Source organism: Sorangium sp. So ce1014 (genome assembly GCF_051521505.1).
In the GTDB taxonomy this organism is placed as follows: Bacteria; Myxococcota_A; Polyangia; order Polyangiales; family Polyangiaceae; genus Sorangium.
Genome location: NZ_CP150356.1, coordinates 10835627 through 10861219 on the forward strand (window position 1 = coordinate 10835627; position 25593 = coordinate 10861219).

Below are 25593 nucleotides of genomic sequence, written 5' to 3' on the forward strand. Positions count from 1 at the left end.
CCAGGTGGATGATGAATTGGCTCCGCGCTGCTCGTCTGCTCTTCGCGCTCTTGCTCGTCGCGTCCGCCGCCCTGATCGCGTGCTGGCGCACGGGCGCTGCGGGGCATGCGAGCAAGACTGCCCTGGTATCCAAGGAGGCTGTGACGATGTCGGACAGAAGCTATCGCAAACCGTCGGATGAAGAGCTGCGCAAGCGGCTCACGCCGCTCGCGTACGAGGTCACCCAGCACGACGCGACCGAGCCGCCGTTCCGCAACGCCTTCTGGAACAGCCACGAGGCGGGCCTCTACGTCGATGTCGCGAGCGGCGAGCCGCTCTTTTCATCGGTCGACAAGTTCGAGTCGGGCACCGGCTGGCCGAGCTTCACCCGCCCCATCGAGCCGGAGCGGGTCGTGGAGCGCTCCGACAGGGCCCATGGAATGGTCCGGACGGAGGTGCGCTCCAAGGCCGGCAACTCGCACCTCGGGCACGTCTTCGAGGACGGGCCTCGGCCGAGCGGGCTGCGTTACTGCATCAACTCTGCGTCCCTCCGGTTCATCCCGCTGGATCGCCTCGAGGCCGAGGGCTACGGCGCCTACCGTGCCCTGTTCGAGGGGCGGAGCGGCGCGCCGGCGGAGCAGGCCGGCGCGAACGCCTGCGCGCTCCCGGCGCCTGGAGAGGCGGCCGGCTGCAAGACGACGCTGGAGACGGCCGTCCTGGCGGGCGGTTGCTTCTGGGGGATGGAAGAGCTCCTCCGGCAGATCCCCGGCGTCCTCGAGACGGAGGTCGGTTATGCCGGCGGCCGGACGAAGGAGCCGACCTATGAAGACGTGAAGACCGGGGTGACGGGCCACGCCGAGTCGGTGCGCATCGTCTTCGATCCAGCGAAGCTGTCGTATGCCGAGCTGCTCGAGAAATGGTTCTTCCGCATGCACGATCCGACGACGCAGAACCGCCAGGGCAACGATGTCGGCACGCAGTACCGCTCGGCCATCTTCGTCACGACGCCCGAGCAGCGCCGCATCGCCGAGGAGGTGAAGGCGCGCGTGGGGCAGGGCGGCAAATGGCGCGCGCCGCTCGTGACCGAGATCGTGGAGGCCGGGCCGTTCACGCGCGCCGAGGAGTACCACCAGAAGTACCTGGTGAAGTCCCCGGGCGGGTACACGTGCCATTACATGCGCGATTGACGCGGCGACGCGCTCAGCGGTTCGCGATGTGGATCGCCGCGCCCATGGCGTGGGCGGCGGCTTCCATCAGCGACTCGCCGAGGGTCGGGTGGGGGTGGATCGTGAGCGAGATGTCCTCGAGGAAGGCCGCCATCTCGAGCGAGAGGGACGCCTCGCTGATCATCGTGCTGGCCTCCGGTCCGACGATGTGGACGCCGAGCACCTGCTTCGTCTTCTTGTCGGCGACGATCTTCGCGAACCCCTCGGTCTCGTTCATGGCCATGGCCTTGCCGAGCACCGAGAACGGGAACTTGCCGACGACGACCTCGAGGCCCTTCGCCTTCGCCTCCGCCTCGGTGAGCCCCACCGTCGCGATCTCCGGATCGGTGAAGATCGCGCCCGGGATCGCGACCCAGTCCTTCGCGGCCTTGTGCCCCGCGATGACCTCGGCGACGATCTCGCCCTCCTTCGTCGCCTTGTGCGCGAGCAGGGGCGGACCGCTGACGTCGCCCACGGCGTAGATCGACGGCACGTTGGTGCGGCACGTCTTGTCCGTGGGGATGAACCCGCGCTGATCGACCGTCACGCCGACCTTCTCGAGGCCGAGCCCCTTCGAGCTCGGCCGCATGCCGACGGCGACCAGCACCGTGTCGACGACGATCGTCTGCTCCTTGCCCTCGATCTGGATCTTCACCCCGACCGAGCCGTCCTTCTGCTTCTCGTACCCGACCGCCTTGGCGTTCTTGTGGATCGTGCCGCCGCGCTTCAGGATCTTGCGCTCGACGAGCTTCGTGCAGTCGGGGTCGACGCCCGTGAGCAGCTCCGGCAGCGCCTCGACCACGGTGAGCTGCGAGCCGAACGCCTGGTAGACCATGCCGAGCTCGAGGCCGATGACGCCGCCGCCGATCACGAGCAGCCGCTTCGGGATACGGCGCAGGCTCACCGCCTCCTTCGCGCCGATGATCGCGTCGCCGTCGAACTTGAACGTCGGGATCTCGATGGTGGTCGAGCCGGTCGCGATGACGATCCCCTTGGTCGCCTCGATCTGCTCCACCGAGCCGTCCGGCAAGGTCACGTCCACGCGCTTCGGCCCGACGATCGTGGCGGTGCCGGTGAGCAGGTCGGCGCCGTTGCCCTTGAGCAGCGACCTGACGCCGCCGGTGAGCTTCTTGACGATGCCTTCCTTCCAGTCCTGCATCTGGTTGGCGTCGAGCTCGACGCCGCTGACCTTGATCCCCATCGCGGCGCCGGCCTGCGACTTCTCGTAGAGGTGGGCGGCGGCGATGAGCGCCTTGGAGGGGATACAGCCCCAGTTGAGGCAGACGCCGCCGGGCTGCTCCTTCTCGATGCAGAGCGTCTTCTGCTTGAGCTGAGCCAGCCGGATGGCGCAGGGGTAACCGCCGGGGCCGGCTCCGATCACGATTGCGTCGTAGGTCTTCATCCTTGTCCTTGTTGTGCGCTTCGGAGACTGGGATTAGGGGCGCCGGGGTCCGTCAGGCAAGCCCCTCGCTGACCAGCCCTGAGGCCGCGCCCGCGAGCCGTACCCTGGGTGCCCGGGGCTTACACGACCTCGCACCGAGGGGAAATCCCTCCCGTGGTCAGCGTCCGCCGCCGTGCGCGGGCGCTTTCGGGGAGCGCAGGAGCTCCGCGCGCTGGTCGCGCAGGTGCCAGGGCAGCTCGGCGTAGACGTCCTCGAACAGGGTCTCGCGGGCGGGCGGGTCCATCGCCTCGACCTCCGCGACGGCGGCGGCGATCTCGGCGTTGAGCTCCGCCTCGAGGGAGGCCTCCGCGGCGTCGTCGAGCAGGCCGCGGACGGCGAGGTGGCGCCCGAGGCGCAGCAGCGGATCGCGCTGCGTCCAGCGATCGACCTCCTCCTGCGACCGGTACCGGCTCGGGTCGTCGCTCGAGGAGTGCGCGCCGACGCGGTAGGTGAGCGCCTCGATGAAGCTGGGGCCGCCTCCAGCCCGGGCCCGCGCGACCGCCTCGGAGACGGCGCGGTAGACGGCGATGACGTCGTTGCCGTCGACCCGGACCGACGGGACGCCGTAGGCCCGCCCCTTGATGGCGATCGTCCTGGAGGCCGTCTGCCGGTCGGTCGGGACGCTGATCGCCCAGTGGTTGTTCTGGCAGATCATCACGCAGGGCGCCTTGAAGACCCCCGCGAAGTTCATCGCGCTGTGGAAATCGGGCTCGCTCGTCGCGCCGTCGCCCATGAACCCCACCACCACCGTGCTGTCGCGCCGCAGCTTCGCGGCCCACGCGGCGCCGACCGCCTGCGGGATCTGCGGGCCGATGCAGCTCGACCAGGACACCTGGTTCACCTGCCGGCCGCTCATGTGAGACGGCATCTGGCGCCCCTTGAGCAGGTCGCCCGAGTTGCCGAAGATCTGGGCCACGTACGTGCGGAGCGGAAAGCCGCGCACCAGCATCATCACGCTCTCGCGCAGCGCGGGGAAGATCCAGTCCGTCGGATCGAGCGCGAGCGCGGTGGCGATCGGCGTCGCCTCCTGGCCGGTGCACGCGCCGTAGAAGCCGACCCGCCCCTGTCGCTGGAGCAGGAGCATGCGCGCGTCGAGCAGCCTGAGGCGCTTGATCTCGCGGTAGGTGCGCAACAGCAGCGCGTCGGTCAGGCCGGGATCGGTCGCCGGATCCAGCGATCCGTCGTCGCGAAGGACGCTGAGCAAACCCTCGTCGTCCCCGTCCCCCGCGCGGGGCGGCGGCGCGTCGGCGGCGGGCCGGGTCGAGGCGCCGGGCGGCGTGGCTTCCAGCTCGCTCATGACCGGACCATACCGCGAAATGGCGGCGATCGCGGCCCCTTCGGCTCGCCGGCGCGAGCCCGACCACCCCGGTCGCCCGCCGGAGCGAAGCGGCTCACGCGCCTCGCGCCGCGCTCAGCCGAGGAGAACGCGGAACATCCGCTTGCTGTCGGAGAGGTAGTAATAGGCGGCGCGGTCGGCGTCGCCCATCTGATCGAGGATGGCGCGCTCCATCTGATCCGGGCTGAGCGTGTTGGACACCTCCCAGGTGCCGGGCGTGACCTCGTCGCCCTGCCACGGCCCGGCGCACAGCGCGACGAGGCGGGCCCGGTTCGCCTCGTCGGCGATCGAGAAGGTGAGGATGTAATCGTGGTTGACGAAGCCGCTATAGAGCTTGTTGTCACGCGGCATCTGGGTCCTCCCTGTCGTGGGCGCGACGCGCGGCGGCGCCTCGTGCTGCGGTCATCGGATCGGCACCCTCGCACCGGCGCCCGCGGCGCAGGTCGGGTGCGTCGATGTTCTCACCGCGGGCCGGGCGGCAGCGGAGCGGCCGCGTCCTCGTCGTCGTCCTCCTGCTCGGGGCGGCGCGCGCCGAGCGTGAAGACGTGCAGCACGACCAGGCTCGCGCCGAGGAACACCTCCGACCGGCCCACGAGCTCGGCGCGGCGGTGGGCGCGCTCGAGCTCCATGCCGAGCTCCCCCTCGCCGCGCCGGGCGCCCTCGCGGTGGAGCGCCGCGATGCGGGGGGTGAGCGCCAGGCCGACGTACGCGGCGCACCCGGCCATCACCATGGCGAGGATCCGGCGCACGCGGGCCGCGCGGCCCGCGCCCTGACGGCCAGCCGCCCAGGTGCGCGCCACCTCCGCGCCGAGGAGGATCACCGCGGCGCCGAGCGCGAGCTGATCGAAGCGGGCGAAGGCCGCGCTCATCGCGTCGCCGGAGAAAGGGGTCGGGGTGAGACGGAAGACGAACGGGGCGGCGCAGGCGCCCAGCGCCACGAGGCCGCCGGCCCAGGCCCCCGCCGCGAGCGCGGCCACGCTCGCGGCCGCGCGATCGATCAGGAAGCGGCGCGATGCGGCGCGCTCCTCGGGGCTCGGGGCGAGGTCGGCCTCGCTGAACTGGGCTTCCTCGTTCATGCCTCCACCTCGGAAGCGATGGCGGCGAGCGCCTCCTCGACGGCTCCCTGATCAGCCTTCCGCTCGTCGCCCCGCATCGCCGCGATCGTCGCGCGGGCGGTCGCGAGGCGAGCGCGGCCGGCGGCCGCGACGGCGAGCGTGCGCCGGTGGCGGTCCCACGCGCCGAGCTCGCTCAAGATCTCGCGGATCGCACGCTCGTGGCCCATCCGCGCGAGCGCGACGCGCGCGTGCCAGCGCAACGGGTCCCGACCGAGGCCGAGCCTCAGACCGAAGACGCGCCGCTCGAGCGCGCTCCGGGAAGCGGAGAGGCCGAGCTCGCCGCAGAGCTCGATCGCGGCGGCCTCGTCCTCGTGGTCGACCCCGCGGAGCTTGCCACCCACGACCTCGACGAGCACCGCGTGGCCCGCCGGATCGCCGAAGCGCGCGGTGACGACCGCCGCCGCTGCCCGGACGAGCGGCGACGCGTGGCCGAGCAGCGCGCTCGCCCGCGCCAGGCTCGACGGAGGGAGCTCGCCGTTGAGCTCCCCCAGCTCCTCGAACATCCGCAGGGCGATGTGGCAGACGAGCGGATCGTCGTCGTGCGAGGCCTGCATGACGGCCTCGAGCGCATCGGCCGGCTCGGCGCAGACGCGGGGGAACGCGATCACCGCCTGGAAGCGGACCTCGGGCCGCTCGTCCGAGAGGGCGCGCCGGAGCCGCCCCGTGGCGCGCGCGTCGCCGATCTCGCCGAGCGCCGTGATCGCCATCTGCCGGACGTTGGGATCCACGTCCTCGACGGCGAGGAGCAGCGCGGGCAGCGCCTCGACGGCCTTCGTGTCGGCGAGGGCGATGGCCGCTGCCGCGCGCACCGCCGCGTGCCCATCGGCGCGCAGCGCGCCCTCGATCGCGCGCAGGACCTGCTCCCGCGCCTTCGCGGCATAGGGGACGAGGTCGCTCACCGCCTCCACGCGCACAGCGGGCTTCTGCGAGGCGACGTCGCGCAGCGCAGCCTCGAACGTCCTCTTCGCGGGAGCCGATCCGAACACGCGGCCCACGCTAGCACGGTCGACGCGCGACGCCGGACCGCACCGCACCGCGCAGCGCTCAGCCTCCGCCCTCGCCCCTCGAGCCGCCAGCGCCGCCCTCGCCCTCCGAGCCGCCAGCGCCGTCCTCGCCCTCCGAGCCGCCAGCGCCGCCCTCGCCCTCCGAGCCGCCAGCGCCGCCCTCGCCCTCCGAACCACCGGCGCCGCCCTCGCCCTCCGGCGTGTAGGGAGTCCACGCGGGCTGCTCAGGAGCGGCCCCGCAGACACCGGGCCCGCTCTCGACGTCGCCCGACGGCTCGCCGGGCGCGCTCGGGGTAGAGGACGGATCCGGCAGGCAGGCCTTCGAGCTCTCCGGCTCGGAGTCGACGATCGCGGCGTTGCGCTCGCCCGGCGGTATCGCCGCGGCGCCCCGGATATCGCCCAGCGCGACGCACGAGTAGCCGCTGCGGCAGTCGTCGTCGTCGTCGCAGGTGGCCATGCAGAACGTCCGCTCGAAGCGCGGCCAGCGGACGTTCTCGAGCTCGCCGCACGCCTGATCCAGCACCGGGTTGAACACGACGCAGACGCTGCTGCCGTAGCAGCTGTCCGGCTCGCAGTTGAAGACCGTGCAGTAGCCGCCGGGCTGCGTGCCATCGCAGAAGAGCTGCTGCTCTTGCTGCGCGCAATCGAGCGACGTGATGCACGCATCGCCGATCTGCGGGCCGCATCCGGCGAGCAGCGAGGAGGCGCCGAGGACGACGAGCAGGAGGGCGGGCCCGGTGAGGCGAAGCATCGAGGAGGGCCGCTTAGTACCGGCAGGGGCGCCCGCGCGCAAGCGTGCGCCGGCGTCTCCGCGCGGAACCTGCGCCCACTTCCGCCCGAATTGACACCGTGCGGTCAGGCCTCTAGAAACGAGCGGACCGGGGTTGACCCGGAGAATGAAGCGAAGGCCATGGCGACTTACATCACCGAAGACTGCATCAACTGCGGCGCCTGCGAGCCGGAATGCCCGAACGAAGCCATCAGCGAGGGCGATGAGATCTACGTGATCGATCCGGAGCTCTGCACGGAGTGCGTCGGCTTCTACGACCACGAAGCGTGCCAGGCCGTGTGCCCGGTCGAGTGCTGCCTGCCCAATCCGCAGATCGTGGAGACCGAGGAAGCGCTCATCGCGCGCGCCATCAAGCTGCACCCGGACGATGCCGAGCTGCAGAAGCGGGCCGCCGCCAACGACTACCCCTCGCGCTTCCGCAAGTAGAGCAGCTTCTCGAGCCCCCTCGCGTCGCCTCTCGGGCCGCGCTCCCCATGTCTCCGCCGGCACCGTCGGTTCAATACGGCGCCCGGGTCACACCGTGATCCGGCGCTGGGTCGCAACGCTCCTCGCAGGCGCCTGCGCGGGCTGTCATGGCAGCGGTCCGCTGCTCCATCCGGCCCACGTCCTCCGTCCGGGCAACGTGAGCTTCGGCGCGGGCCTGTCGGGCGACCTGATCGTCGCCGGAGCGACGGCCGCTCCGCCGGCGGCGGGCGCGAGCGCCGGCGACCCGGCCGCGACGGAGGGCGCCGCGCGGCGGAAGCTCTCCGAGATCACGGTGTCGCCGGGCGTCGCGCCCTGGGCCAGCGCCCGCGTCGGGATCGACGGCGGGAACGAGGCCGGGCTGACGTACACGGGGCGCGCCCTCCGGCTCGACGGGCGCCATGAGTTCCCGCTCGGCGAGGCGTCCCTGTCGCTCGGGCTCGGCGCCTCGGCGCTCTTCGCGGGCGCTCCGGGCCCGAGCGCGGGCTCGAAAGCGGCGGGGAGCGACGTCTACGGCGCGGGGCTCGACGTCCCGCTCCTGCTCGGCTTCCGGTCGGACGCGGATCTCTTTGCCCTCTGGCTCGGTCCGCGGCTCGGGCTGGAGCTCCTGGGCGGCGAGGTGCGGCTGCCCGCCGGCTCGGCGACCCAGGGGCCCCTCGTCGACGCATCGGGCCAGCACCTCCGGGTCGGGTTCGTGCTGGGCGTGCGTGCCGGGTTCCGACACGTACATGTCGCCCTGGAGGCCACAGCGACGTACCATCACGCCACGGGCCAGATTGGCGGGGCTCCGGTCACCCTCGATCAGGGCACCGTCGCCCCGGGCGGCGGCCTCACGGTCACCTTCTGACCTGGCCGTAACGCCGTAAAAAATCGGATTTCGCGCATTTTCTGTGGCCAGCGCAGGCGCTTGCCCGGCCGGAGGACCGGCCTTAGACTTGGATCTATGCGTCCCTACGGCGCCCTCTCCACCTCATGCCTCCTCGCCGTTGCGGCTCTCGTCGGCTGTTCGGCGCCTGTCGCGGGCGACGCGGCCGACGTCAACGGGGTGGTCACCCAGGGGGTCGTGCGCGTCGAGCGCGCGATCAACCTGAGCCGGGACGCCGCCACCGCCCCCGTCGAGCTCGACGACGCGGCGCTGCCGGTCGCGGCCGACGAGAGCGCGTCGTCGGTCACCAACGTCCTGGCGAAGTTCATGCGCCTCTCTTCCGCGATGGATCCCGAGCTCGCCGAGGGGGCGGTCGGCCAGGCGTTCGTCCTCCCGGCCGCCGGCAGCTGCATGGTCCTCTCGCCCGCCGCCGAGGATGACGCGGCGAGCAGCTTCAGCTCCCTCAGCCCGATCGAGCTCCTCGACGCGGGCGACGTGACGATGCGGACCGACAGCACCCAAATGCCGCTCGCCGCCCGCGCATTCCCCGACGTGGGCGCCCTGGTCTTCGGCGTGTTCTACACGTCGCGCGACGCCACGAGCGATCTGCCGGCGCCGGCGCGGTACGTCTTCGAGAGCTCGGGGTCGGGGCAGCTCGACCGGTTCGCCTTCGAGGCCGACGCCCCCGCCGGTCCCGAGGACGTGCGGGTGGGCGACGCCGATCTGGCCGACCTTGTCGAGCTCGACGCCGGGGTCGGCGCGGTGGTGCAGTGGCGCGCGGACGAGGGCGGTGAGGCCGGCCGGACGCGCGACGACATCTACATCGACGTGACCTCGGCGCACGGCGCGACCGTGCGGTGCGCGTTCAAGGACACGGGGAGGGGCGTGATCCCGGGATCCTTGCTGGATCCGTCGACGCTCGGCCCCCTGCCCGCGAGCGCGACGGTCGCCGTGCACCGCACGCGGCAGGTGCCGTTCAGCGCCTCGGGGATCGATCTCGGCGAGGTGCGCTTCGACCTCTCCGTGAACGGCCGCGCGCGCATCGCCGCGCACTGACGGTTGGACGGCCGACCTCGGGGTGGCGTACGAGGACCTGCGACGGCGCGCGGACGAGCTCGCCGCGATCGGGCAGCGCGAGCGCGGCGCCGCGCTCCTCGTGGCGGCCGGCGATCACGCGGGCGCGTCGGAGCTGCTCGAGCGGGTCTGCGATTTCGCCGGCGCGGCCAGGGAGGCGCTCGCCGCCGAGGACCCGGCCCGCGCCGCGCTGATGGCCGCGCTCGGCGGCGACGACGCGCTCGCGCGCGAGGCGCTCGAGGCGCTCGCGATCACGGCGCCCCGGGACGCCGCGCTGCGCGTCGCCGCCGACCTCGCGGCGCGCGGGTTCCCCCGCCACGCCGGCGCGCTGTTCGCGGCGCTCGGCGCCCACGCCGCGGCAGCGGAGGCGTTCACCGCGGCCCAGGACGCGCGCCGCGCCGCCGAGAGCTTCGAGCTCGCCGGCCGCCCCGCGGATGGCGCGCGCGCGCTCGAGGCCGCGCTCCGCCGCCGCCCGGGCGACGCGGCGGCGTGGCTCGCGCTCGGCGAGCTCCTCGCGCGCCACGGCCGCACCGAGGCCGCGGTGCGGGCGCTGCAGCATCTGCCGCCCGCCTCCGAGGAGCGCGCCCGCGCGCTGCCGCTGCTCTGCCGCTGCCTGGGCGACCTCGGGCTCGAGGACGCCGCGCAGACCGTGCGCGACGAGCTCTCCCGGCTCGATCCGCGCGGCCAGGAGGCGCCCTCGTCGCCGGCCGTCGCTCCCGGCGGCCCCGCGGCGGCGCCCTCTCCTCTGGGCTCCGCGCCCGCCGGGCCGCTCCTCTTCGGGCGCTACGAGACCCTGCGCGACGTCACGGCCACGCATCACGCGCGCGTGGTGGAGGCGCGCGACCGGATCACGGCGGAGCGCGTCGCCGTGAAGATCTTCGCGGGCGCGGCGTTCGGAGCGGGCCGCGACGCGCTGCTCCGGTTCGAGCGCGAGGCGCGGGCCCTCGCCCAGCTCCGGCACCCGAACGTCGTCGCGCTCCGCGCCTATCACCCCGAGGGGCCCGCGATGGTGCTCGCCTGGATGGCCGGCGGCTCCCTGATCGAGCGGCTCCGGGGGGAGCCGGTCGCGCCCGCGCGCGCCGTCGAGATCGCCTGCGCGCTCCTGTCCGCGCTCGGCGAGGCGCACCGGCTCGGCATCCTTCACCGCGACGTGAAGCCGAGCAACGTGCTCTTCGACGAGATCGGGACGGCGCACCTCGCGGACTTCGGGGCGGCGCACCTCGGCGATCTCTCGACCACCGCGACGGCCGGCGCGATCGGGACGTTCGCGTACATGTCGCCGGAGCAGCGGATGGGGCGACCGGCGACGCTGGCGAGCGACCTGTACGGCGCCGGCGCGGTGCTCGCCGAGCTGCTCACCGGAGAGCCGCCCGCGCCCGCCGTGGGCGGGCACCTCGATCCGGCGCCGAGCGAGATCCACCCGGATCTCACGGCGGCCCACGACGCCATCGTGGCGGCGCTGCTCGCGGAGGACCCCGCCGCGCGCCCGGCCGACGCGTTCGAGGCGCGGCGCGCGATCACCGCGCTCCCCTGGCCGGAGAGCCCGCGGCCGCGGCGGTCGCGCGCGAGCGCCCGGCCTCGGTCGAGCGAGGCGCCGCCCTCCGCGACGACGCGGCTCGCGGCGACGCTCGAGGTCGGCGACGGCCGGGACACCGAGGGGCGATGGCGCGACGCCTGGCTCGATCGCGACGTGCTCGTGCTGCAGCTCGACGACGCGACCCTCGCCCGGGCCCGGGCGTTCGCGCGCGCCGGCCACCCGGCCCTGCCGTCCGTCCTGCGGGTCGACCTCGCCGCCGGCGAGGTCTGGGTGGCGCCGCCCCAGGGTCGCGCGCTCGCCGACGAGGGCCTCGCCCTGACCAGGGGCCAGCGGGCGCGCCTCGGCGAGGCCATCGCGGCGCTCCACGCGGCGGGGGGCGCGCACGGGTGCATCGACGGCCAGCACCTCTATCTGCACGACGGCGAGATCGCGCTGGCCTACCCGCGCGAGGCTGCCGGCGGCGTGGAGGAGCTGGCCGCGCGGGATCTCGCGGCGCTCGAGGAGCTCGACAGGAACGCGCTGGACGAGCGCTAGAACGCGCAGGTGTCGTACTCGCCGTCGGCTCGCTTGGTGATGTCGTAACAGCAGTAGTCGCCGTCGAACTCGGGCTCGCTGTCGACCGACTGGACCTCGCCGCCGCAGGTGGAGCCGCCGAAATAGTCGAGCGCTTCCTCCTGAGCGGGGCACTCCCCCTCGAGCTCGGTCCACTCGAAGCACCCGACCTTGTCGCACCCCGTCGTCGCCAAGGAGAGCGCCAGGGCTGCGAGCGGAAGGGCCCGGACCGGACAACGCGCAAGGGCCGAACGGATCGTCGAGATCATGGATTCTCCCGGAGTCGGGCGCTGCTCGCGCCGCGGGCGAGCATACTCCGGTTCGGACGAAGCCGGCTGTCCTGGAGAGACGTCGGGCGCGCGGAGCAGGCTTACGTCACGCGCTGGCGTGCCCCTCGCCGCGCGTCGCGACGGACGCCGCGCCGCCTGGTCGAGCCGCGCCGGCTGGAGTACACGACAGCATGACGACGGGAGCGCAAGGGGCCCGGGGGGTGCGCGCGCCGCGCGGGAGCGAGCGGAGCTGCAAGGGGTGGATCCAGGAGGCGGCGCTCCGGATGATCCACAACAACCTGGATCCGGAGGTCGCGGAGCGGCCAGACGACCTCGTGGTCTACGGCGGTACCGGGAAGGCCGCGCGATCGTGGGAGGCGTTCGACGTGATCGTCCGCGAGCTCCGGGAGCTCGAGGACGACGAGACGCTCCTCGTGCAGTCGGGCAAGGCGGTGGGCCGCTTCCGCACGCACCCGGACGCGCCCCGCGTGCTCCTCGCGAACTCGAACCTCGTGGGCCGGTGGGCGACGTGGGACGAGTTCCGGCGGCTCGAGGCGCTCGGCCTGACCATGTACGGGCAGATGACCGCGGGCTCCTGGATCTACATCGGCTCGCAGGGCATCGTGCAGGGCACCTACGAGACGTTCGTCGCCGCGCGCAAGGCGCACGCGGCGCGCGCCCCGGGCGGCGGCCGCTGGGTGCTCACCGCGGGGCTCGGCGGCATGGGCGGCGCGCAGCCGCTCGCCGCGACCATGGCGGGCATCGCCTGCCTCGGCGTCGAGATCGACCCGGCGCGCATCGAGAAGCGGCTCCGCACCCGCTACGTCGACGAGCGCATCGACGACCTCGATCGCGCCCTCGAGGCCGTCCTCGAGAGCGTCGGGCGCGGGACGCCGCGCTCGATCGCCCTCTGCGGCAACGCCGCCGACGTCTATCCGGAGCTCGTCCGCCGCGGCGTCACGCCGGACCTCGTCACCGAGCAGACCGCGGCGCACGATCCGCTCGTCGGCTACGTCCCGCCGGGGCTCACGCTGGAGCAGGCGGCGGAGCTGCGCGCCCGCGACCCGGGGGAGTACGTCGCGCGCGCGAAGGCGGGGATGCGGGTCGAGGTCGAGGCGATGCTCGCGATGCAGCAGCGCGGGGCCGAGGTCTTCGACTACGGCAACAACATCCGGACCTGCGCGATGGAGGCGGGCTGCCAGGATGCGTTCGCGATCCCCGGCTTCGTGCCGGCGTACGTGCGCGAGCTGTTCTGCCAGGGCAAAGGCCCGTTCCGGTGGGTCGCGCTGTCGGGCGATCCCGAGGACATCCTCGCCACCGACCGCGCGGTGCTCGAGGCGGTCCCGGGCGATCCCGATCTCCGGCGCTGGATCGAGCTCGCGGAGCAGAAGATCGCGTTCCAGGGGCTCCCGTCCCGGATCTGCTGGCTCGGCCACGGCGACCGCGCGAAGGTCGGGCTCGCGTTCAACGAGCTCGTGCGCACCGGCCGGGTGAAGGCGCCGCTCGTGATCGGGCGCGACCACCTCGACTGCGGGTCGGTCGCGTCCCCGTTCCGCGAGACCGAGGCGATGAAGGACGGCTCGGACGCGATCGCCGACTGGGCGATCCTCAATGCGCTCGCGAACACGGCCGGCGGCGCGTCGTGGGTCAGCTTCCACCACGGCGGCGGCGTCGGGATCGGCAACTCGCTGCACGCCGGGATGGTGATCGTCGCCGACGGCACCGAGGCCGCCCGGCGGAGGCTCGAGCGGGTGCTCACCATCGATCCGGGGATGGGGATCATCCGGCACGCCGACGCGGGATACGAGACGGCGATCCGCGTGGCCGACGAGAAGGGCGTCCGGGTGCCGCACCGGGCGAGGTGAGCGCGCCGAGCAACGCGGCGCAGACGAGCCATGTCGCAGGGCCACGATCGCCCCGAGGCGCTCCGCTCTCGCGCGGGCGTCAGCCTCGCGAGGCGCGCGGCCTCCCCTTCCTCGGCGGCCGGGCATCGACGGGGAGCGGCGACGCCGTCGCCGGCTCCGGCGCGCCCCTGAGGCCGCGCAGCCGCGCGATCTCCTCCGTGTAGCCGCGCCGCTCCTTGGAGAGCGGCGGCAGCTCGACCACCGCCGGCACGCGCGCGAGCCGCGCGTCGTTCGCGAGGCGCCAGAACGGCACGAGCCCCATCTCCCCGTCACCGATGCGCTCGTGCCGATCGAGCCGCTGGCCGAGCGCCGCCTTCGAGTCGTTCACGTGCATGCACCGCAGCCGATCCATGCCGAGCAGCCGGTCGAAGTCGCCGAAGAACCGCTCGTAGCCGGCCTCGCTCCGGAGATCGTGCCCCGCCGCGAAGGCGTGCTGCGTGTCGATGCAGACCCCGAGCCGCGCCCCCTCCGGCCCGGCGCGCTCGATCATCGCGGCGATCTGATCGATGCGATCGCCGAGCGTCGACCCCTGCCCGGCCATGTTCTCGATGCACAGCTGCGCGCGGAGCCCCTTCCCCCGCGAGAGCACGATCGCGAGGCTCTCGCCGATGCGGTCGAGGCCGGCCTCCTCGCCGAGGCCGCGGTGCGCGCCCGGATGGAACACCACGAAGTCGATCCCGAGCGCGTCGCACCGCGCGAGCTCCTGGAACAGCGCTTCCCGCGAGCGCTCCAGGATCGAGGCGTCGTCGGAGCACAGGTTGATGAGGTAGCTCGCGTGGGCGAGCGTGGGGCCCGCGCCGGCCCACGCCGCGCGCGCGACGCGAAACGCGGCGATCTGATCCGCGCTCAGCGCGGGCTCCCGCCACTGGCCCGAGACCTTGGTGAAGATTTGCAGCGCCTCGCAGCGGTCCTCCCCCGCCAGCGCGATCGCGCGGTAAAGGCCGCCGGCCACGGACTCATGCGCCCCGAAGATCATCGGCCGCACTGCTTGGGTCGCGTCCCCCGCGCCGGCAAGTCATTCCGCCGAGCACGCCCGATCTGCCACGTCGTCCGCCGGCCACGCGCGAATGCGATCGCCGGAACACGTCGTCGGATCCTCCGCAACGGCCCCGATTCTGCGAGCAAAGGTGCGAGCAAACCCCGTGCCTGAAGGGCGCGAACCCCGGTTCGCGGCACCTCACCCTTGACGCGTTCCGGCCCAGGCGCGAATTGAGCGGCCTTCCTGGAGTCTCGATGAGCCATATGGGTGTTACGAACGGAGCCGGCGCCCGAGGGGCGGAGCCGGGTGGAGCCAAGGGCGAGGAAACCGCGGCGGTCCCGCCGCTGGTGCCGTCTCAGGTGTTCGCCGGCAAGCGGCTCGTGGTGGTCGGAGGCACCGGGTTCCTCGGCAAGGTCTGGCTGGCCATGCTGCTCGCCAGGTTCCCGGAGATCGATCACATCTACCTGCTCGTCCGGGCCAAGGAGAGCCAGTCGCCGGAAGAGCGCTTCTGGTCGCAGATCGCGACCTCGCCGGTGTTCGACCCGATCCGCGAGCAGCACCCGGGGCCCGCCTTCGAGGAGTACCTGCGGCAGAAGATCACCCCGATGAACGGCAACGTCGGCCTGCCGCTGCTCGGGCTCGACGCCCGCGTCGCGGAGCTCACGGGCAAGATCGCCGCGGTCGTGAACGTGGCCGGGGTCGTCGACTTCAACCCCCCGCTCGACGAGGCGCTCGAGGTCAACGCGTTCGGCATCAGCAACATCGTCGAGCTCGCGCGGACCCTCGGGGCCAAGGTGATGCACACGAGCACCTGCTTCGTCGCAGGGTACCGCTCCGGGCTCATCGAGGAGAACCACCCGGCCGAGATCCCGTTCCCCCGCGCCGCAGGCGAGACGTGGTTCGGCGCCGCCTGTCCGAAGCGCACGCTCGATCGATCGCACTGGGACCCGCAGCGCGAGATCAGCGAGTGCCTCGACCTCGTGAAGCAGGCGCGCCAGCGTTGCGAGGACGCCTTCCGGCAGAGCGCCTTCCTCGACGAGGCCAAGGCCAACCTGGCCGCGCGCGGCGAGCCGGGCCGCGGCAGCGCGCTCGACAACGAGCTCGCCAGGGTGAAGCGCAAGTTCATCAAGGACCGGCTCGTCGAGGCCGGCAAGGAGCGCGCGCTCTTCTGGGGGTGGACCAACATCTACACCTACACGAAGAGCATCGGCGAGCAGGTCCTCGCGAGCTCCGGGCTGCCCTTCACCATCGTCCGCCCCGCCGTCGTCGAGACCGCCGTCGAGTTCCCGTTCTGCGGCTGGAACGAGGGGATCAACACCTCGGCGCCCTACCTCTACCTCGCCTCGAAGGGGCAGGTGCAGTTCCCCGGCGACCACGACGTGCGGCTCGACCTCATCCCGGTCGACATGACCGCGAGCGGCATGATCGCCTCGCTCTGCGAGCTCATCGAGGGCCGCGCGGCCGCCGTGTACCAGTACGGGACGACCGACACGAACGGCTGCCGCGTGGACCGGTACCTGGAGCTCGCCGGGCTCTACAAGCGGCGGCAGGTCTTCGAGGGGAAGAAGACCTCGCTCTTCGACATCGTGTCCTCCCGCTTCGAGCCGCGCGGGCTGAGCCGGCAGCAGTACAACGCGCACGGCGCGCGCGCCATCGAGGGCGCGCTCCGCGGCCTGGGGAGCCTGCTCAAGACGGCGAGCGTCGGCCCCGCCGCCGCCCTCCTCAAGCCGGCCGCCGCCGCGCTGGAGAACGCCGCCAGGGCCGAGCAGAAGACGGCGGCCCTCCTCGAGGTCTTCATGCCGTTCGTCGCGGAGGCGGACTGGGTCTACTCCTGCGCCAACACGCGCGCGGCGATGGCCCGCATGCCGCCCGAGGAGCGGGCGCGCTTCATCTGGGCGCCCGAGAAGATCGACTGGCGCGACTACATCTGGAACGTCCACCTGCCCGGCCTGGAGAAGTGGGCCTTCCCGCTCATGGAGAACATGCTCCGCCGGGAGATCAAGGCGCTCCGGCCCTACGACAGCCTGGTCGACCTGCTCGACGAGGTCGCCGAGCGCTTCGATCATGCGCTCTCGCTGCAGCGGATCGAGCAGGACGGGCTCTCGCGCACGAGCTACCGCGAGCTCCGCGACGCGGCCTGCCAGACGGCCGCGCGCCTCGCCGCGCTCGGCGTCCGCCGCGGCGATCGCGTGGCGCTCTCCGGCGCGAACCAGCCGTCGTGGCCCGTCGCCTACTTCGGCATCCTCCGCGCAGGCGCCGTCGCCGTCCCGGTCGACCCGGGCCTCGACGCGGACGCGTTCGCGGCCATCGTCCGCTCGTCGACGGCGAAGGTCGTCCTCTGGGACAGCGACGTCGAGGAGAAGCTCGGCGCCGAGGTGCGCGCGGCGCTGCCGAACCTGTACGCCTTCGACCTGGTCGGCTTCGCCGAGGGCCGCGTGGCCGGCCTGGGACCGGCGTCCGGCGAGGGGCTCGCGCCCCCGGACGTGCGCGTGGGCAGCGACGACGTCGCGAGCATGGTCTACACGAGCGGCACGACCGGGGAGCCGAAGGGCGTGCTGCTCACGCACGGCAACTTCACGGCGCTCCTCGCCTCCCTCGCCCCGCTGTTCCCGCTCAAGGCGAGCGACCGCGTGCTCAGCGTGCTGCCGCTCCACCAGACCTTCGAGGTCACCTGCGGCCTGCTCCTGCCGCTGTCGCACGGCGCGCGGATCATCTACCTCGACGAGGTCTCGGCCGACGGGGTGAGCGACGGGCTGAAGAGGGCCCGCATCACGGCGATGGTCGGCGTGCCGGCGCTCTGGCAGATGCTGGAGCGCCAGATCGTCGCCCGGGCGAAGGAGCAGGGGCCCGCCGCGGCCGCCGCGTTCAGCTGGGCCATGGAGCTGAACCGCATGCTCGGCAAGCGCTTCGGGCTGAACATGGGGCGGCTCTTCTTCGGCAACGTCCACGAGGCGCTCGGCGGCAACATCCGGTTCCTCATCTCCGGCGGCGCGGCGCTCCCCAGGGACACGGCCGCCGTGTTCAAGGGGCTCGGCCTGCCGCTCGCCGAGGGCTACGGCCTGACCGAGGCGGCGCCGCTCCTGACCGTCGCCAAGCCGTCGCCGACGGTGAGCCCGGGGAACGTGGGCAAGCCGATCCCCGGCGTGCACATCAAGATCGCGGACCCGGACGCGAACGGCGTCGGCGAGGTGCTCGCGCGCGGCCCCAACGTCATGAAGGGCTACGCCGACGACCCCGGCGCGACCCGGACCGCGCTCGACGCGGACGGGTGGCTGCACACAGGCGATCTCGGCAAGCTCGACAAGCAAGGGCGGCTCGTCCTCGTCGGCCGGCAGAGCGAGGTGATCACCGCGGCGAAGGGCGAGAACGTGTACCCGGCCGACGTCGAGCGCCTGCTCGGCAAGGTCAAGCACATCAAGGAGCTCGCGATCGTCGGGATCGACAACGGCCGCGGCGGCGAGCAGGTCGCCTGCCTCGCCGTCCCCACAGCGCCGAGCGCGAAGGACGGCGGCGGCGACGAGGCGCTCGCGTGGGCAGCGCAGCACGAGCGCGCGCTCGATGCGCTCCGCACGGCGATCCAGGCGCTGCCCAAGCCGTGCCACCCCATGGCCCTGCACCTCCACGACGCCGAGCTGCCGCGCACCGCGTCCGGCCAGGTGAAGCGCTCCGAGGTGAAGGCGATCGTCGCGCACCTCGCGGCCGAGGCCGCCACGGCGTCCGAGGCGGGCGCGGGGGCGCTCGCGCACGACGCCGGCGCCGCGCTCGCGGAGCCGAACGCGCACAAGCCGGGCGAGGAGCCCATCCACATCCCCCGCCCCGTGGCCGACTTCGCCAAGCACTGGATGAACAAGGTCCAGTCCGGCTTCTACGGGAACCTCATGCGCCCGAAGGTCTACGGGCGCGCCTTCATCCCGCACAACCGCAACACGATCGTCATCTCGAACCACGCGAGCCACCTCGACATGGGGCTCGTGAAGTTCGCGCTGGGCAGCTACGGCGACGGCATCGTCTCGCTCGCCGCCCAGGACTACTTCTTCGAGGGCAACCGCTGGCGGCGCGCCTACTTCGAGAACCTCACGAACCTGGCGCCCTTCGACCGCAAGGGCGGCCTCCGCACAGCGCTGCGCCAGACCGGCGAGATCCTCGACCGCGGGCGGACCGTGCTGCTCTTCCCCGAGGGCACGCGCAGCTCCGACGGCGGCATCCTGGAGTTCAAGCCGGCGATCGGGCACCTCGCGCTCACGCACAACGTCGACATCCTGCCCCTCTACCTGGGCGGCACCTTCGAGGCGCTCCCCAAGGGGCGCAGCGTCCCGATCCGCCGCGACCTCGTCGCGCGCATCGGGCCGCCGCTCGAGATCGGCGACCTCCGGCGGCTCACCGCCGGGATGAAGTACGCGGTGGCCTGCCGCAGGGTCGCCGAGCTCACGCAGCTCGCCGTGATCAAGCTCAGGGACGGCGGCGCGCTCGACCTGCGCCGGGTCGAGAACATCGATCAGGCCGCCACCACGAAGGAGCACCCGCTCACGGTCCTGTTCCGCGAGCTCGAGGCGAAGTACGTGGCCGGGCGGGTCACCCAGCCCATCACCTACTACGTCACGCTCGGGGCGGAGGAGGAGGCGAAGTGGACGCTGCGGATCGAGCCGGCCAGCTGCGAGGCGCGGATCGGCAAGCCGAGCCAGCAGGCCGACTGCGTCCTCAAAACAACGCCGGAGATCTTCACCAAGATCGTCCGCGAGGCCTACACACCGAGCCCGATGGAGTTCATGACGGGCCTCGTGAAATCGAACGACATCTCCCTCCTCCAGACCTTCCAGAAGGTTTTCGACCTCGCATGAGCCGCTACCTCGTCACCGGCGCGACCGGCTTCCTGGGCTCGCACCTCGTCTCGGCGCTGCGCGGGGCGGGCCACGACGTCGTGGCGCTCTGCCGGGCGGAGGCGCCCGCGCTCGCCGAGCAAGGCGTGGCGCTCCGCCGCGGAGACATCCTCGACGCGGCGTCGGTCCGCGGCGCCGCCGAGGGCTGCGAGGGGCTCTTCCACTGCGCCGGGCGCGTCTCGCGGCGCCGCGAGGACGCCGAGATGCTCTACCGGACCCACGTCGAGGGGACCAAGATCACCCTCGACGCCTGCCGCGACGCGGGGGTGAAGCGCGCGGTGATCGCGAGCACGAGCGGCGTCGTCGCGGTGAGCACGGATCCGAACGACGTCCGCGACGAGACGGCCGAGCCGCCGATCGAGCTCATCGCCGGCTGGCCCTACTACCGCTCGAAGCTGTACGCCGAGCGCGCGGCCTTCGATCGCAACGGGCCCGGGTTCGAGGTCGTCGCCATCAACCCGAGCATCCTGCTCGGCCCGGGCGATGTCCACGGCGCGTCGACGGGGGACGTCGTGAGCTTCCTCGAGCGCCGGCTCCCCTTCATCCCCGCGGGCGGCCTCTCCTTCGTCGACGCCCGCGACGCGGCGCAGGGCATGGCGCTGGCGATGGAGAAGGGCCGCCCGGGCGAGCGCTACCTGCTCGGCGCCGCCAACATGAGCCTGGACGTCTTCTTCCGCCGCCTCTCGCGCATCTCGGGCGTCCCGGCCCCTGCCCTGCGGCTGCCGCGGAGCATCGCGCTCGCCAAGGCGGGCGCGCACCTCATCGAGCGGGCGCGGAAGCGGCTGCCGTTCGATCTGCCGGTCGACCCGGTGTCGGCCGCGATGGGCCAGCACTTCTGGTACCTCGACGCGACGAAGGCGCGGCGCGAGCTCGGCTGGACGCCCCGCGACCCGCTCGAGACGCTCGCGGACACCGTCGCCGATCTGCGCGCGCGCGGCGTGGTCTGGCCGCAGACGTAGGCGGCGCGGCCTCGTATCGGGCGGCCGGACGCGGCTCAGACGGCCCGGCGCAGGGGGGTCGGCGGGAACAGGTCCTTCATGTCGAGCGGGAGCTGACCGCGGAACCCCTCGATCTCGCCGGCGGACACGCTGTCCGCGACCGCCTCGCAGATCGCCTGCAGCACGAAGCCGGCGGCCTCGCGGTCCATGCGGAGCTCGCGCGCGAGGTCGGCCTCGATGGTCGCGGTCGTGATGCGCTTGTCGGGCCCGTCGAGAAACGGCTCGAGCGACGGGTGGAGCTTGGAGGGGAGCTGCGCGATGAGGTGCCGCGCCTCCTGGGGCGTCACCCGGCGGCAGAGGCAGCCGAGGGCGATCTGGAGCGCGAGTTCGGCGCGGTCGCGCTGCTGGAGGCCGCTGTGGCGCTCGACGGCGTGGAGCAGACGGCCATAGGCGCTGTCCGCGCGCGCCTTGCGCCGGGTGAGGGCCCGCACGCGGCCGTGCGAGCGCTCCGGGCGCGCGGTCCCCTCGGGGTGCGTCGCGCCCTCCGGCTTGAACCGGGCGGCCACCTCGAGCTGCGCCCTGACGATCGAGCCGGCGGTCGCGGCGTCGATGACCCCGTCGGCGAGCAGGTCGTCGAGGGTCACGAGGCCGACGGGCCGCCCTTGCTCGGTCACCGGCACCCGGCGACACGCATGCTCGCGCATTGTGCGCACGGCGTCGTCGATCGACGCGTCGACCTCGACCGTCGCGATCTCGTCCGACATGACGTCGCGCAGCATCGTGCTGCGCGCGTCGAGGTCGCCCGCCACGATCTCCAGCGCGATGTCACGATCGGTCACGATGCCGGTGAGGCGCTGGCCATCGTGGACCAGGACCGAACCGACGTGGTTGTCCATCATCGCCCTCACGGCGTCGTAAGCGGTCGAGCGCGGGCTCAGAACGATCATCCGCGGGCGTCGGTACTCTTCGAGCGACATGGCGAGTCCCTCCCCTGGGCAGCGTCTTCGCGTGTGAACATGCGCGCGTGCGCGCGTGCGTCGAGGACACAGCTAGCCAGAACGGTACCAACCGAGAGGGCGCGGCTGCCCTCGCCCGGCGGTCGTGGAGGGCTCTCGGCGTTTTAGTAAATAGTATTTAGTAAATAGTTCGCCAGCGGCGCGCCGGCCCGCGCCGCCGGCGCTCAGCGCGCCTGCTTGGCCGCCGGCGCGACGGGTACGAGCCTCACCATCCGGTGCAGGAGCCCGTCGACCCGCTGCAGCCAGCTGCGCCAGGCGGCGTACTGGTCCACCGGGAGGGTCGAGCGGTCGATGATCACCCGCTCCTTCACCACCACCGCGTTCTTGCCCGGCACCTTCGCGAACGAGATCGTCGCGCGGCCGAACTCGCCGCCGTCCTCGTCGCCGCCCGGCGGGAGCTCGGCGAACGCGTACCCCGCGGGGGCGACGATCGTGATCGTCCGGTTGTGGTGCCGCGGCGCGATGCTCGGCGGCAGGACCACGGGCAGCGTGCGCTTCACGAGCGGCGCGAGCTGCGACGTCATCGTGGACGTGCCCGAGAGCGGCACCGCGAGCTCCGCGCCCTCGCGGCGGGCGAGCCCCTCGGAGCGCGCCTCGTACTCGAGGGACGCCGCCCCGTGCGCGAGATCGGCCTGGAACGCCACCCTGGGCTTCACGTCGACGGTGGGGAACCAGCCGTACGCGAGGTACTGCTCGACCCACTGCGCGCGCGCGTCGGCCTCCGCCAGGTTCGACCGGAGCTCGAAGGCCGCGTCGCCGATGTGCCGCTCCTTCGCGACGAGCTCGCCCGCGCCGGAGGGGAGCAGCGCGATGGTCCAAGCGGCGTCGACGCCGTGATCGGCCGGCGAGCTCGCCGGCGTCTCCACGATCTTCGGCGGCCCATCGTCGACGAACAGCGCCAGCGTGCGCGCATCCATCGCCGGCAGCGGCCCGAGCCGGCTCTGCGGGCTCGTCGCGTCGAGCCACAGGCCCGGCGCGCCGCCTGTGCCCGGGAGGTACGCGATGCCGTGATCGAACACCGGGATCGCCGCCACCTCGCTCCGGAGCAGCGAGGGCTGGCCCGTGTACCGCGTCTGCACCAGCACCTCCGTCGCCTCGATGCCGATCGACTTGAGCAGCGTGATGAGCAGCATCGCCTTGTCGTCGCAGTCGCCCTGGCGCCGCGCCAGGAGCTCCTGCGGGCGGTTCGGCAGCCACCACTCGCCCGAGACGAAGTTCACGTAGCGGATGTCGTCGGCCACGAAGTCGAAGAGCGCGCGCAGCTTGTCCTCGCGCGTGGTCTTGCCCTTCGTGAGCTCGGCGGCGAGCCGGCGGACCTGATCGTCGGGCTCGGTGAAGCCGGCGATCGCGCCCCGGTACCACTCCCGGAAGTCGTGCCAGCCGTGGAACGTGGAGCCGACGACGACCGGCAGCACCTCGGCGAGGTGCGGTGCGAGCGGCTCCTCGGGCACCTCGGGCGGGTCGTCCCAGATGAACCGCGTCACCTGGCGGCCGTCCTTCTCGGACCGGAGCACCCGCTCCGCCTTGCCGTTCAGCACGTCGATCGCCAGGGGATCGCTCTTCGGCGAGTCGACGACGACCTCGTTGTAAAGGATCGGGCGCGTGTCGGTCGAGCCGACGTAGTCGATGAAATAGAACGGCGCGTCGCCCCGGCGACCGACGGGGCCCGGGGTCCACGCGCGCACCGCGACCTCGACAACGTCGCCGGTCTCGAGCTTGGGCCAGCGCACGAACGGCCGCTGCCCGCCCGCGCCCTGCTCATCCGGCGGCGAGACCGTGCCGTCCTTGCGGTGCACGCGCGCGAACAGGAGCTCGGTGTCCTCCGCCTCGGCGGGGATGTCGCGCTCGTAGAGGTCCTGGTCGGTGCGCGGCTCGATGACGATCTCGCGCGCGTAGTGCATGAGCTGCGAGACGCGCTTGTCCGGGTGGTACGTCACGACGCGCACCCAGTGGAGCTGCCGGTCGGCCACCTCGCCCTTCCGCGCCGGGGTCTGCCGCGCGCGCGTGATGAAGACGCCGGGCGCGACGAGGTGCTGCTCGTCGCGCATGCGCCGCCGGTCCGGCGCGCCGGCCGCGCCCTCGCCGAGGCGGAGCGCGAGCTCGGCCTTGAGGAACGGATCGCCGGGCGCGAGATCGCGCGCCCGCGCGAGCGCGCCGTGGGCGAGCGCGGTCGCCGCGGCGCTCGCGTCGCCCTGCCGGACCGCGGCGAGCGCCTGGAACGCGGCGGGCTGGTTCGGCGCGACCTGCGCGGCGTACGACAGCACCTCGCGCGCCCACGCGACGCGGCCCGCGTCGTGGAGCGCGCGGCCGATGCGGATGACGTCCTCGGCCGACGTCTGCTGCGCGAGCGCGCCGGCGGCCGAGAGCTCCAGCGCGGCGCCGCCCTCGGGCTCGAACGCGAGCACGTAGCGCGCGCCCCGCGACTCGGGCGCGATCTCGGCGAGCCGGCGCGCGGCCTGCAGCTCGAGCGCCGGGTCGAGCCGGGCCGCGGCCGCGATCTCCTGCCAGACGACGACCGGCGTCCGGTCCTTCTGCTCGCGCTCGATCGCGAGCAGCTCCTCGAGCCCGGCCCGCGTGAACCCCGACGTCCCGAGCTTCTTCTCGACGAGCCCGCGGAGGACGCGCGCCTCGGGGTCGCGCGCCGAGCGCAGCGGGTCCTCGCGCAGCAAGGCGGCCGCCCAGTCGACGCGGTCCGAGGCGAGGTGCGCCGCGACCAGCCGGCGCTGCGCGAAGGCGGCGGTGGCCCGGTCCTTCTCGGCGAGGCCGCGGGCGCGCGCGGCCTCGAGCCAGCCGCTGCGGTTCGCGCCGAACGGGGACACCCACCCCGCCAGGGCGAGCGCGTCGGCGGAGATCCCCGGAGCCCGCGTCACGCGGTCGAGCAGGCCGGGCGCGCGGGGCGATCGCTGATCGTCGGCGCCGCCGAGCGTGCGCGCCACGACGGACGTGAGGGTCTGCTCTGTCTGCTGCAGCGGCTGCGCCGCGCCCGCGTCGAGCGCCCTGTCGAGCGCCGTCGCGACGGCGGTCGCCGCGCGTACGGCCGGGGACGCGGCCGGGGGCAGCGCGAGCTTCGTGAGGTCCGACGAGGTCGCGAGCGCCACCGGCCGGCGCTGCTCGTCGGTGAAGCGCACGCGGACGCGCCCCTCGTCGGAGACGGCCCCGGTGCACACCTTGAGGGCGAGCAGGTGATCGCCCGCGGGCGCCTCGATCCGCGCGGCGATGCGGTCGAGCACGAGGCGCTGGTGGGCGGCGTCGCTCGCGGCCACGTCGGCGCCGTCCCACGCGATCCGGACGGCGCCGGTCGCGGCGACGTGGGCGAGGATCGGCTTGCGATCGAGCGCGGCGGGGACGGTCACGCGCGAGGCGAGGTAGGTGCAGCTCTCGGCGCGGGGATGGATGTAGAGGTCGAGCGGCACGCCGCGCGCGGTCGCCGCGGCGGGCAGCACCCGGCGCCACGCGACGTCGTACACGCCCCAGGCGTAGCGGGCGCTCATGTCCGAGAAGCGCTGGCCTTCCGCCTCGGGCCCCTCGCGGCGCGCGAGCCCGCCGCCCGAGTTGTCCTGGAACGGCCCGAGGATGGCGAACGCCTTCACGAGCCCCGAAGGGTCCGGGGGCGCGTCGTACGAGACGGCGCGCGCGCCGGGCCACGTCGGCGCCGGCGGCTCGGGGGCGAGCGAGGCCGCGAGCCAGCGCGCCTCGTCGGCGAGCGCCGAGGGCGACGCCGCGATCTGCTCGAGGCCCTCCCGCGCGCGGCCCTGCGCCGCGCGATCGGAGAGGGCCGCCGCGATCACGAGCCCGGCGAGCGCGTCCTCGCCGCCCCGCCGCGCCCGGGCCAGCGCGGCGCCGAGCATCTCGTCGGGCGTCGCGGCGGTCCACCGCAGCGCGGGCGCGATGCGCGAGCGCTTCTCTGTCGCGCGCGCGCCGCCCGCCGCCGGCGCGCTCGGGTCGACCTTCGCGCCGCTCGGGCGCCGCACCGGCGCGCTGCCCGCCGCCGGCGCGCTCGGGTCGACCTTCGCGCCGCCCGGGCGCGGCGCCTGCGCGTGGCCCGCCGCGGGGACGACGGCGATCGCGAGCAGCGCCGCGATGCATCCGCCCCGGCGCGCCGCGCGCCCCCCGCGTCGATCTCGTCCTCGTCGATCGCGTCGATCGCGTCGATCTTCCCCCGGCGAGCTCCGCTCCATCGATCCTCGCTTCCAGGCCACGGCATAGCGCGTGCCCGATCGCGGCGCGAGCGCGGCGATCGGCGCGCTGGG

18 protein-coding genes are annotated in these 25593 nt (G+C 73.5%); 8 read left to right on the forward strand and 10 right to left on the reverse strand.

All coding sequences use genetic code 11. The annotated features are described in order from the left end of the window. Nucleotides 1-8: 8 nt before the first annotated feature. The gene (locus WME75_RS41140) at nt 9-1166 is read left to right on the forward strand and encodes a bifunctional methionine sulfoxide reductase B/A protein (protein WP_437495026.1); all 1158 of its coding nucleotides are present in this window, start codon (nt 9-11) and stop codon (nt 1164-1166) included. Between the two features lie 13 nt (nt 1167-1179). Here the strand turns inward: WME75_RS41140 and lpdA are convergent, their stop codons facing one another. The 6 genes from lpdA to WME75_RS41170 all read right to left on the reverse strand — a co-directional run bounded on the left by lpdA (nt 1180) and on the right by WME75_RS41170 (nt 6831). Next, on the reverse strand, nt 1180-2586 hold the full coding sequence (gene lpdA, locus WME75_RS41145; RefSeq protein WP_437482504.1) for a dihydrolipoyl dehydrogenase: 1407 nt from the start codon (nt 2584-2586) through the stop codon (nt 1180-1182). 157 nt (nt 2587-2743) lie between these two features. Beyond that, nucleotides 2744-3922 carry a thiamine pyrophosphate-dependent dehydrogenase E1 component subunit alpha gene (locus WME75_RS41150; RefSeq protein ID WP_437482506.1) on the reverse strand — a complete coding sequence of 393 codons (1179 nt, stop codon included), beginning with the start codon at nt 3920-3922 and terminating at the stop codon, nt 2744-2746. 114 nt (nt 3923-4036) lie between these two features. Next, nucleotides 4037-4312, reverse strand: coding sequence for a hypothetical protein (locus WME75_RS41155; protein WP_437482508.1), 276 nt, complete (start codon nt 4310-4312; stop codon nt 4037-4039). 110 nt (nt 4313-4422) lie between these two features. Next, nucleotides 4423-5037 carry a DUF4149 domain-containing protein gene (locus WME75_RS41160; RefSeq protein WP_437482509.1) on the reverse strand — a complete coding sequence of 205 codons (615 nt, stop codon included), beginning with the start codon at nt 5035-5037 and terminating at the stop codon, nt 4423-4425. Further along, a complete protein-coding gene (locus WME75_RS41165) occupies nt 5034-6062 on the reverse strand; it encodes a HEAT repeat domain-containing protein (RefSeq protein ID WP_437482511.1) in 1029 nt (342 codons plus the stop codon). Before WME75_RS41165 ends, WME75_RS41160 begins: the two co-directional genes overlap by 4 nt. Before the next feature lie 58 nt (nt 6063-6120). Further along, on the reverse strand, nt 6121-6831 hold the full coding sequence (locus tag WME75_RS41170; protein ID WP_437482513.1) for a hypothetical protein: 711 nt from the start codon (nt 6829-6831) through the stop codon (nt 6121-6123). 159 nt (nt 6832-6990) lie between these two features. Between WME75_RS41170 and WME75_RS41175 the strand changes: the two genes are divergently transcribed. The 4 genes from WME75_RS41175 to WME75_RS41190 all read left to right on the forward strand — a co-directional run bounded on the left by WME75_RS41175 (nt 6991) and on the right by WME75_RS41190 (nt 11342). Then, on the forward strand, nt 6991-7296 hold the full coding sequence (locus WME75_RS41175) for a YfhL family 4Fe-4S dicluster ferredoxin (RefSeq protein WP_437482514.1): 306 nt from the start codon (nt 6991-6993) through the stop codon (nt 7294-7296). Between the two features lie 94 nt (nt 7297-7390). After that, nucleotides 7391-8179, forward strand: a complete 789-nt coding sequence (locus WME75_RS41180; protein ID WP_437482516.1) for a hypothetical protein — start codon at nt 7391-7393, stop codon at nt 8177-8179. Between the two features lie 96 nt (nt 8180-8275). Continuing rightward, complete coding sequence (locus WME75_RS41185; protein WP_437482518.1) at nt 8276-9253, forward strand: hypothetical protein; 978 nt, start codon at nt 8276-8278, stop codon at nt 9251-9253. A gap of 22 nt (nt 9254-9275) precedes the next feature. Then, nucleotides 9276-11342, forward strand: coding sequence for a protein kinase domain-containing protein (locus WME75_RS41190; protein WP_437482520.1), 2067 nt, complete (start codon nt 9276-9278; stop codon nt 11340-11342). Here WME75_RS41190 and WME75_RS41195 read toward each other — a convergent pair. Beyond that, on the reverse strand, nt 11339-11554 hold the full coding sequence (locus WME75_RS41195) for a hypothetical protein (RefSeq protein ID WP_437482522.1): 216 nt from the start codon (nt 11552-11554) through the stop codon (nt 11339-11341). The two genes, WME75_RS41190 and WME75_RS41195, sit on opposite strands and share 4 nt — an antisense overlap. 266 nt (nt 11555-11820) lie before the next feature. Here WME75_RS41195 and hutU point away from each other — a divergent pair, with 266 nt between their 5' ends. Then, a complete protein-coding gene (hutU, locus tag WME75_RS41200) occupies nt 11821-13494 on the forward strand; it encodes a urocanate hydratase (RefSeq protein ID WP_437482524.1) in 1674 nt (557 codons plus the stop codon). Nucleotides 13495-13573: 79 nt separating this feature from the next. Here the strand turns inward: hutU and WME75_RS41205 are convergent, their stop codons facing one another. Further along, on the reverse strand, nt 13574-14509 hold the full coding sequence (locus WME75_RS41205) for a deoxyribonuclease IV (RefSeq protein WP_437482526.1): 936 nt from the start codon (nt 14507-14509) through the stop codon (nt 13574-13576). 266 nt (nt 14510-14775) lie between these two features. On the opposite strand from WME75_RS41205, the gene WME75_RS41210 reads away from it, so the two are divergent. Together WME75_RS41210 and WME75_RS41215 are read left to right on the forward strand one after the other, a co-directional pair. Next, nucleotides 14776-19350, forward strand: coding sequence for an AMP-binding protein (locus WME75_RS41210; protein WP_437482528.1), 4575 nt, complete (start codon nt 14776-14778; stop codon nt 19348-19350). Beyond that, complete coding sequence (locus tag WME75_RS41215; RefSeq protein ID WP_437482530.1) at nt 19347-20348, forward strand: NAD-dependent epimerase/dehydratase family protein; 1002 nt, start codon at nt 19347-19349, stop codon at nt 20346-20348. Before WME75_RS41210 ends, WME75_RS41215 begins: the two co-directional genes overlap by 4 nt. A gap of 35 nt (nt 20349-20383) precedes the next feature. Here WME75_RS41215 and WME75_RS41220 read toward each other — a convergent pair whose 3' ends face one another. Together WME75_RS41220 and WME75_RS41225 are read right to left on the reverse strand one after the other, a co-directional pair. Next, on the reverse strand, nt 20384-21304 hold the full coding sequence (locus tag WME75_RS41220) for a CBS domain-containing protein (RefSeq protein ID WP_437482532.1): 921 nt from the start codon (nt 21302-21304) through the stop codon (nt 20384-20386). A gap of 203 nt (nt 21305-21507) precedes the next feature. Then, nucleotides 21508-25521: a transglutaminase domain-containing protein gene (locus WME75_RS41225; RefSeq protein ID WP_437482534.1), complete on the reverse strand. Its 4014-nt coding sequence runs from the start codon at nt 25519-25521 to the stop codon at nt 21508-21510. Between the last annotated feature and the right edge of the window lie 72 nt (nt 25522-25593).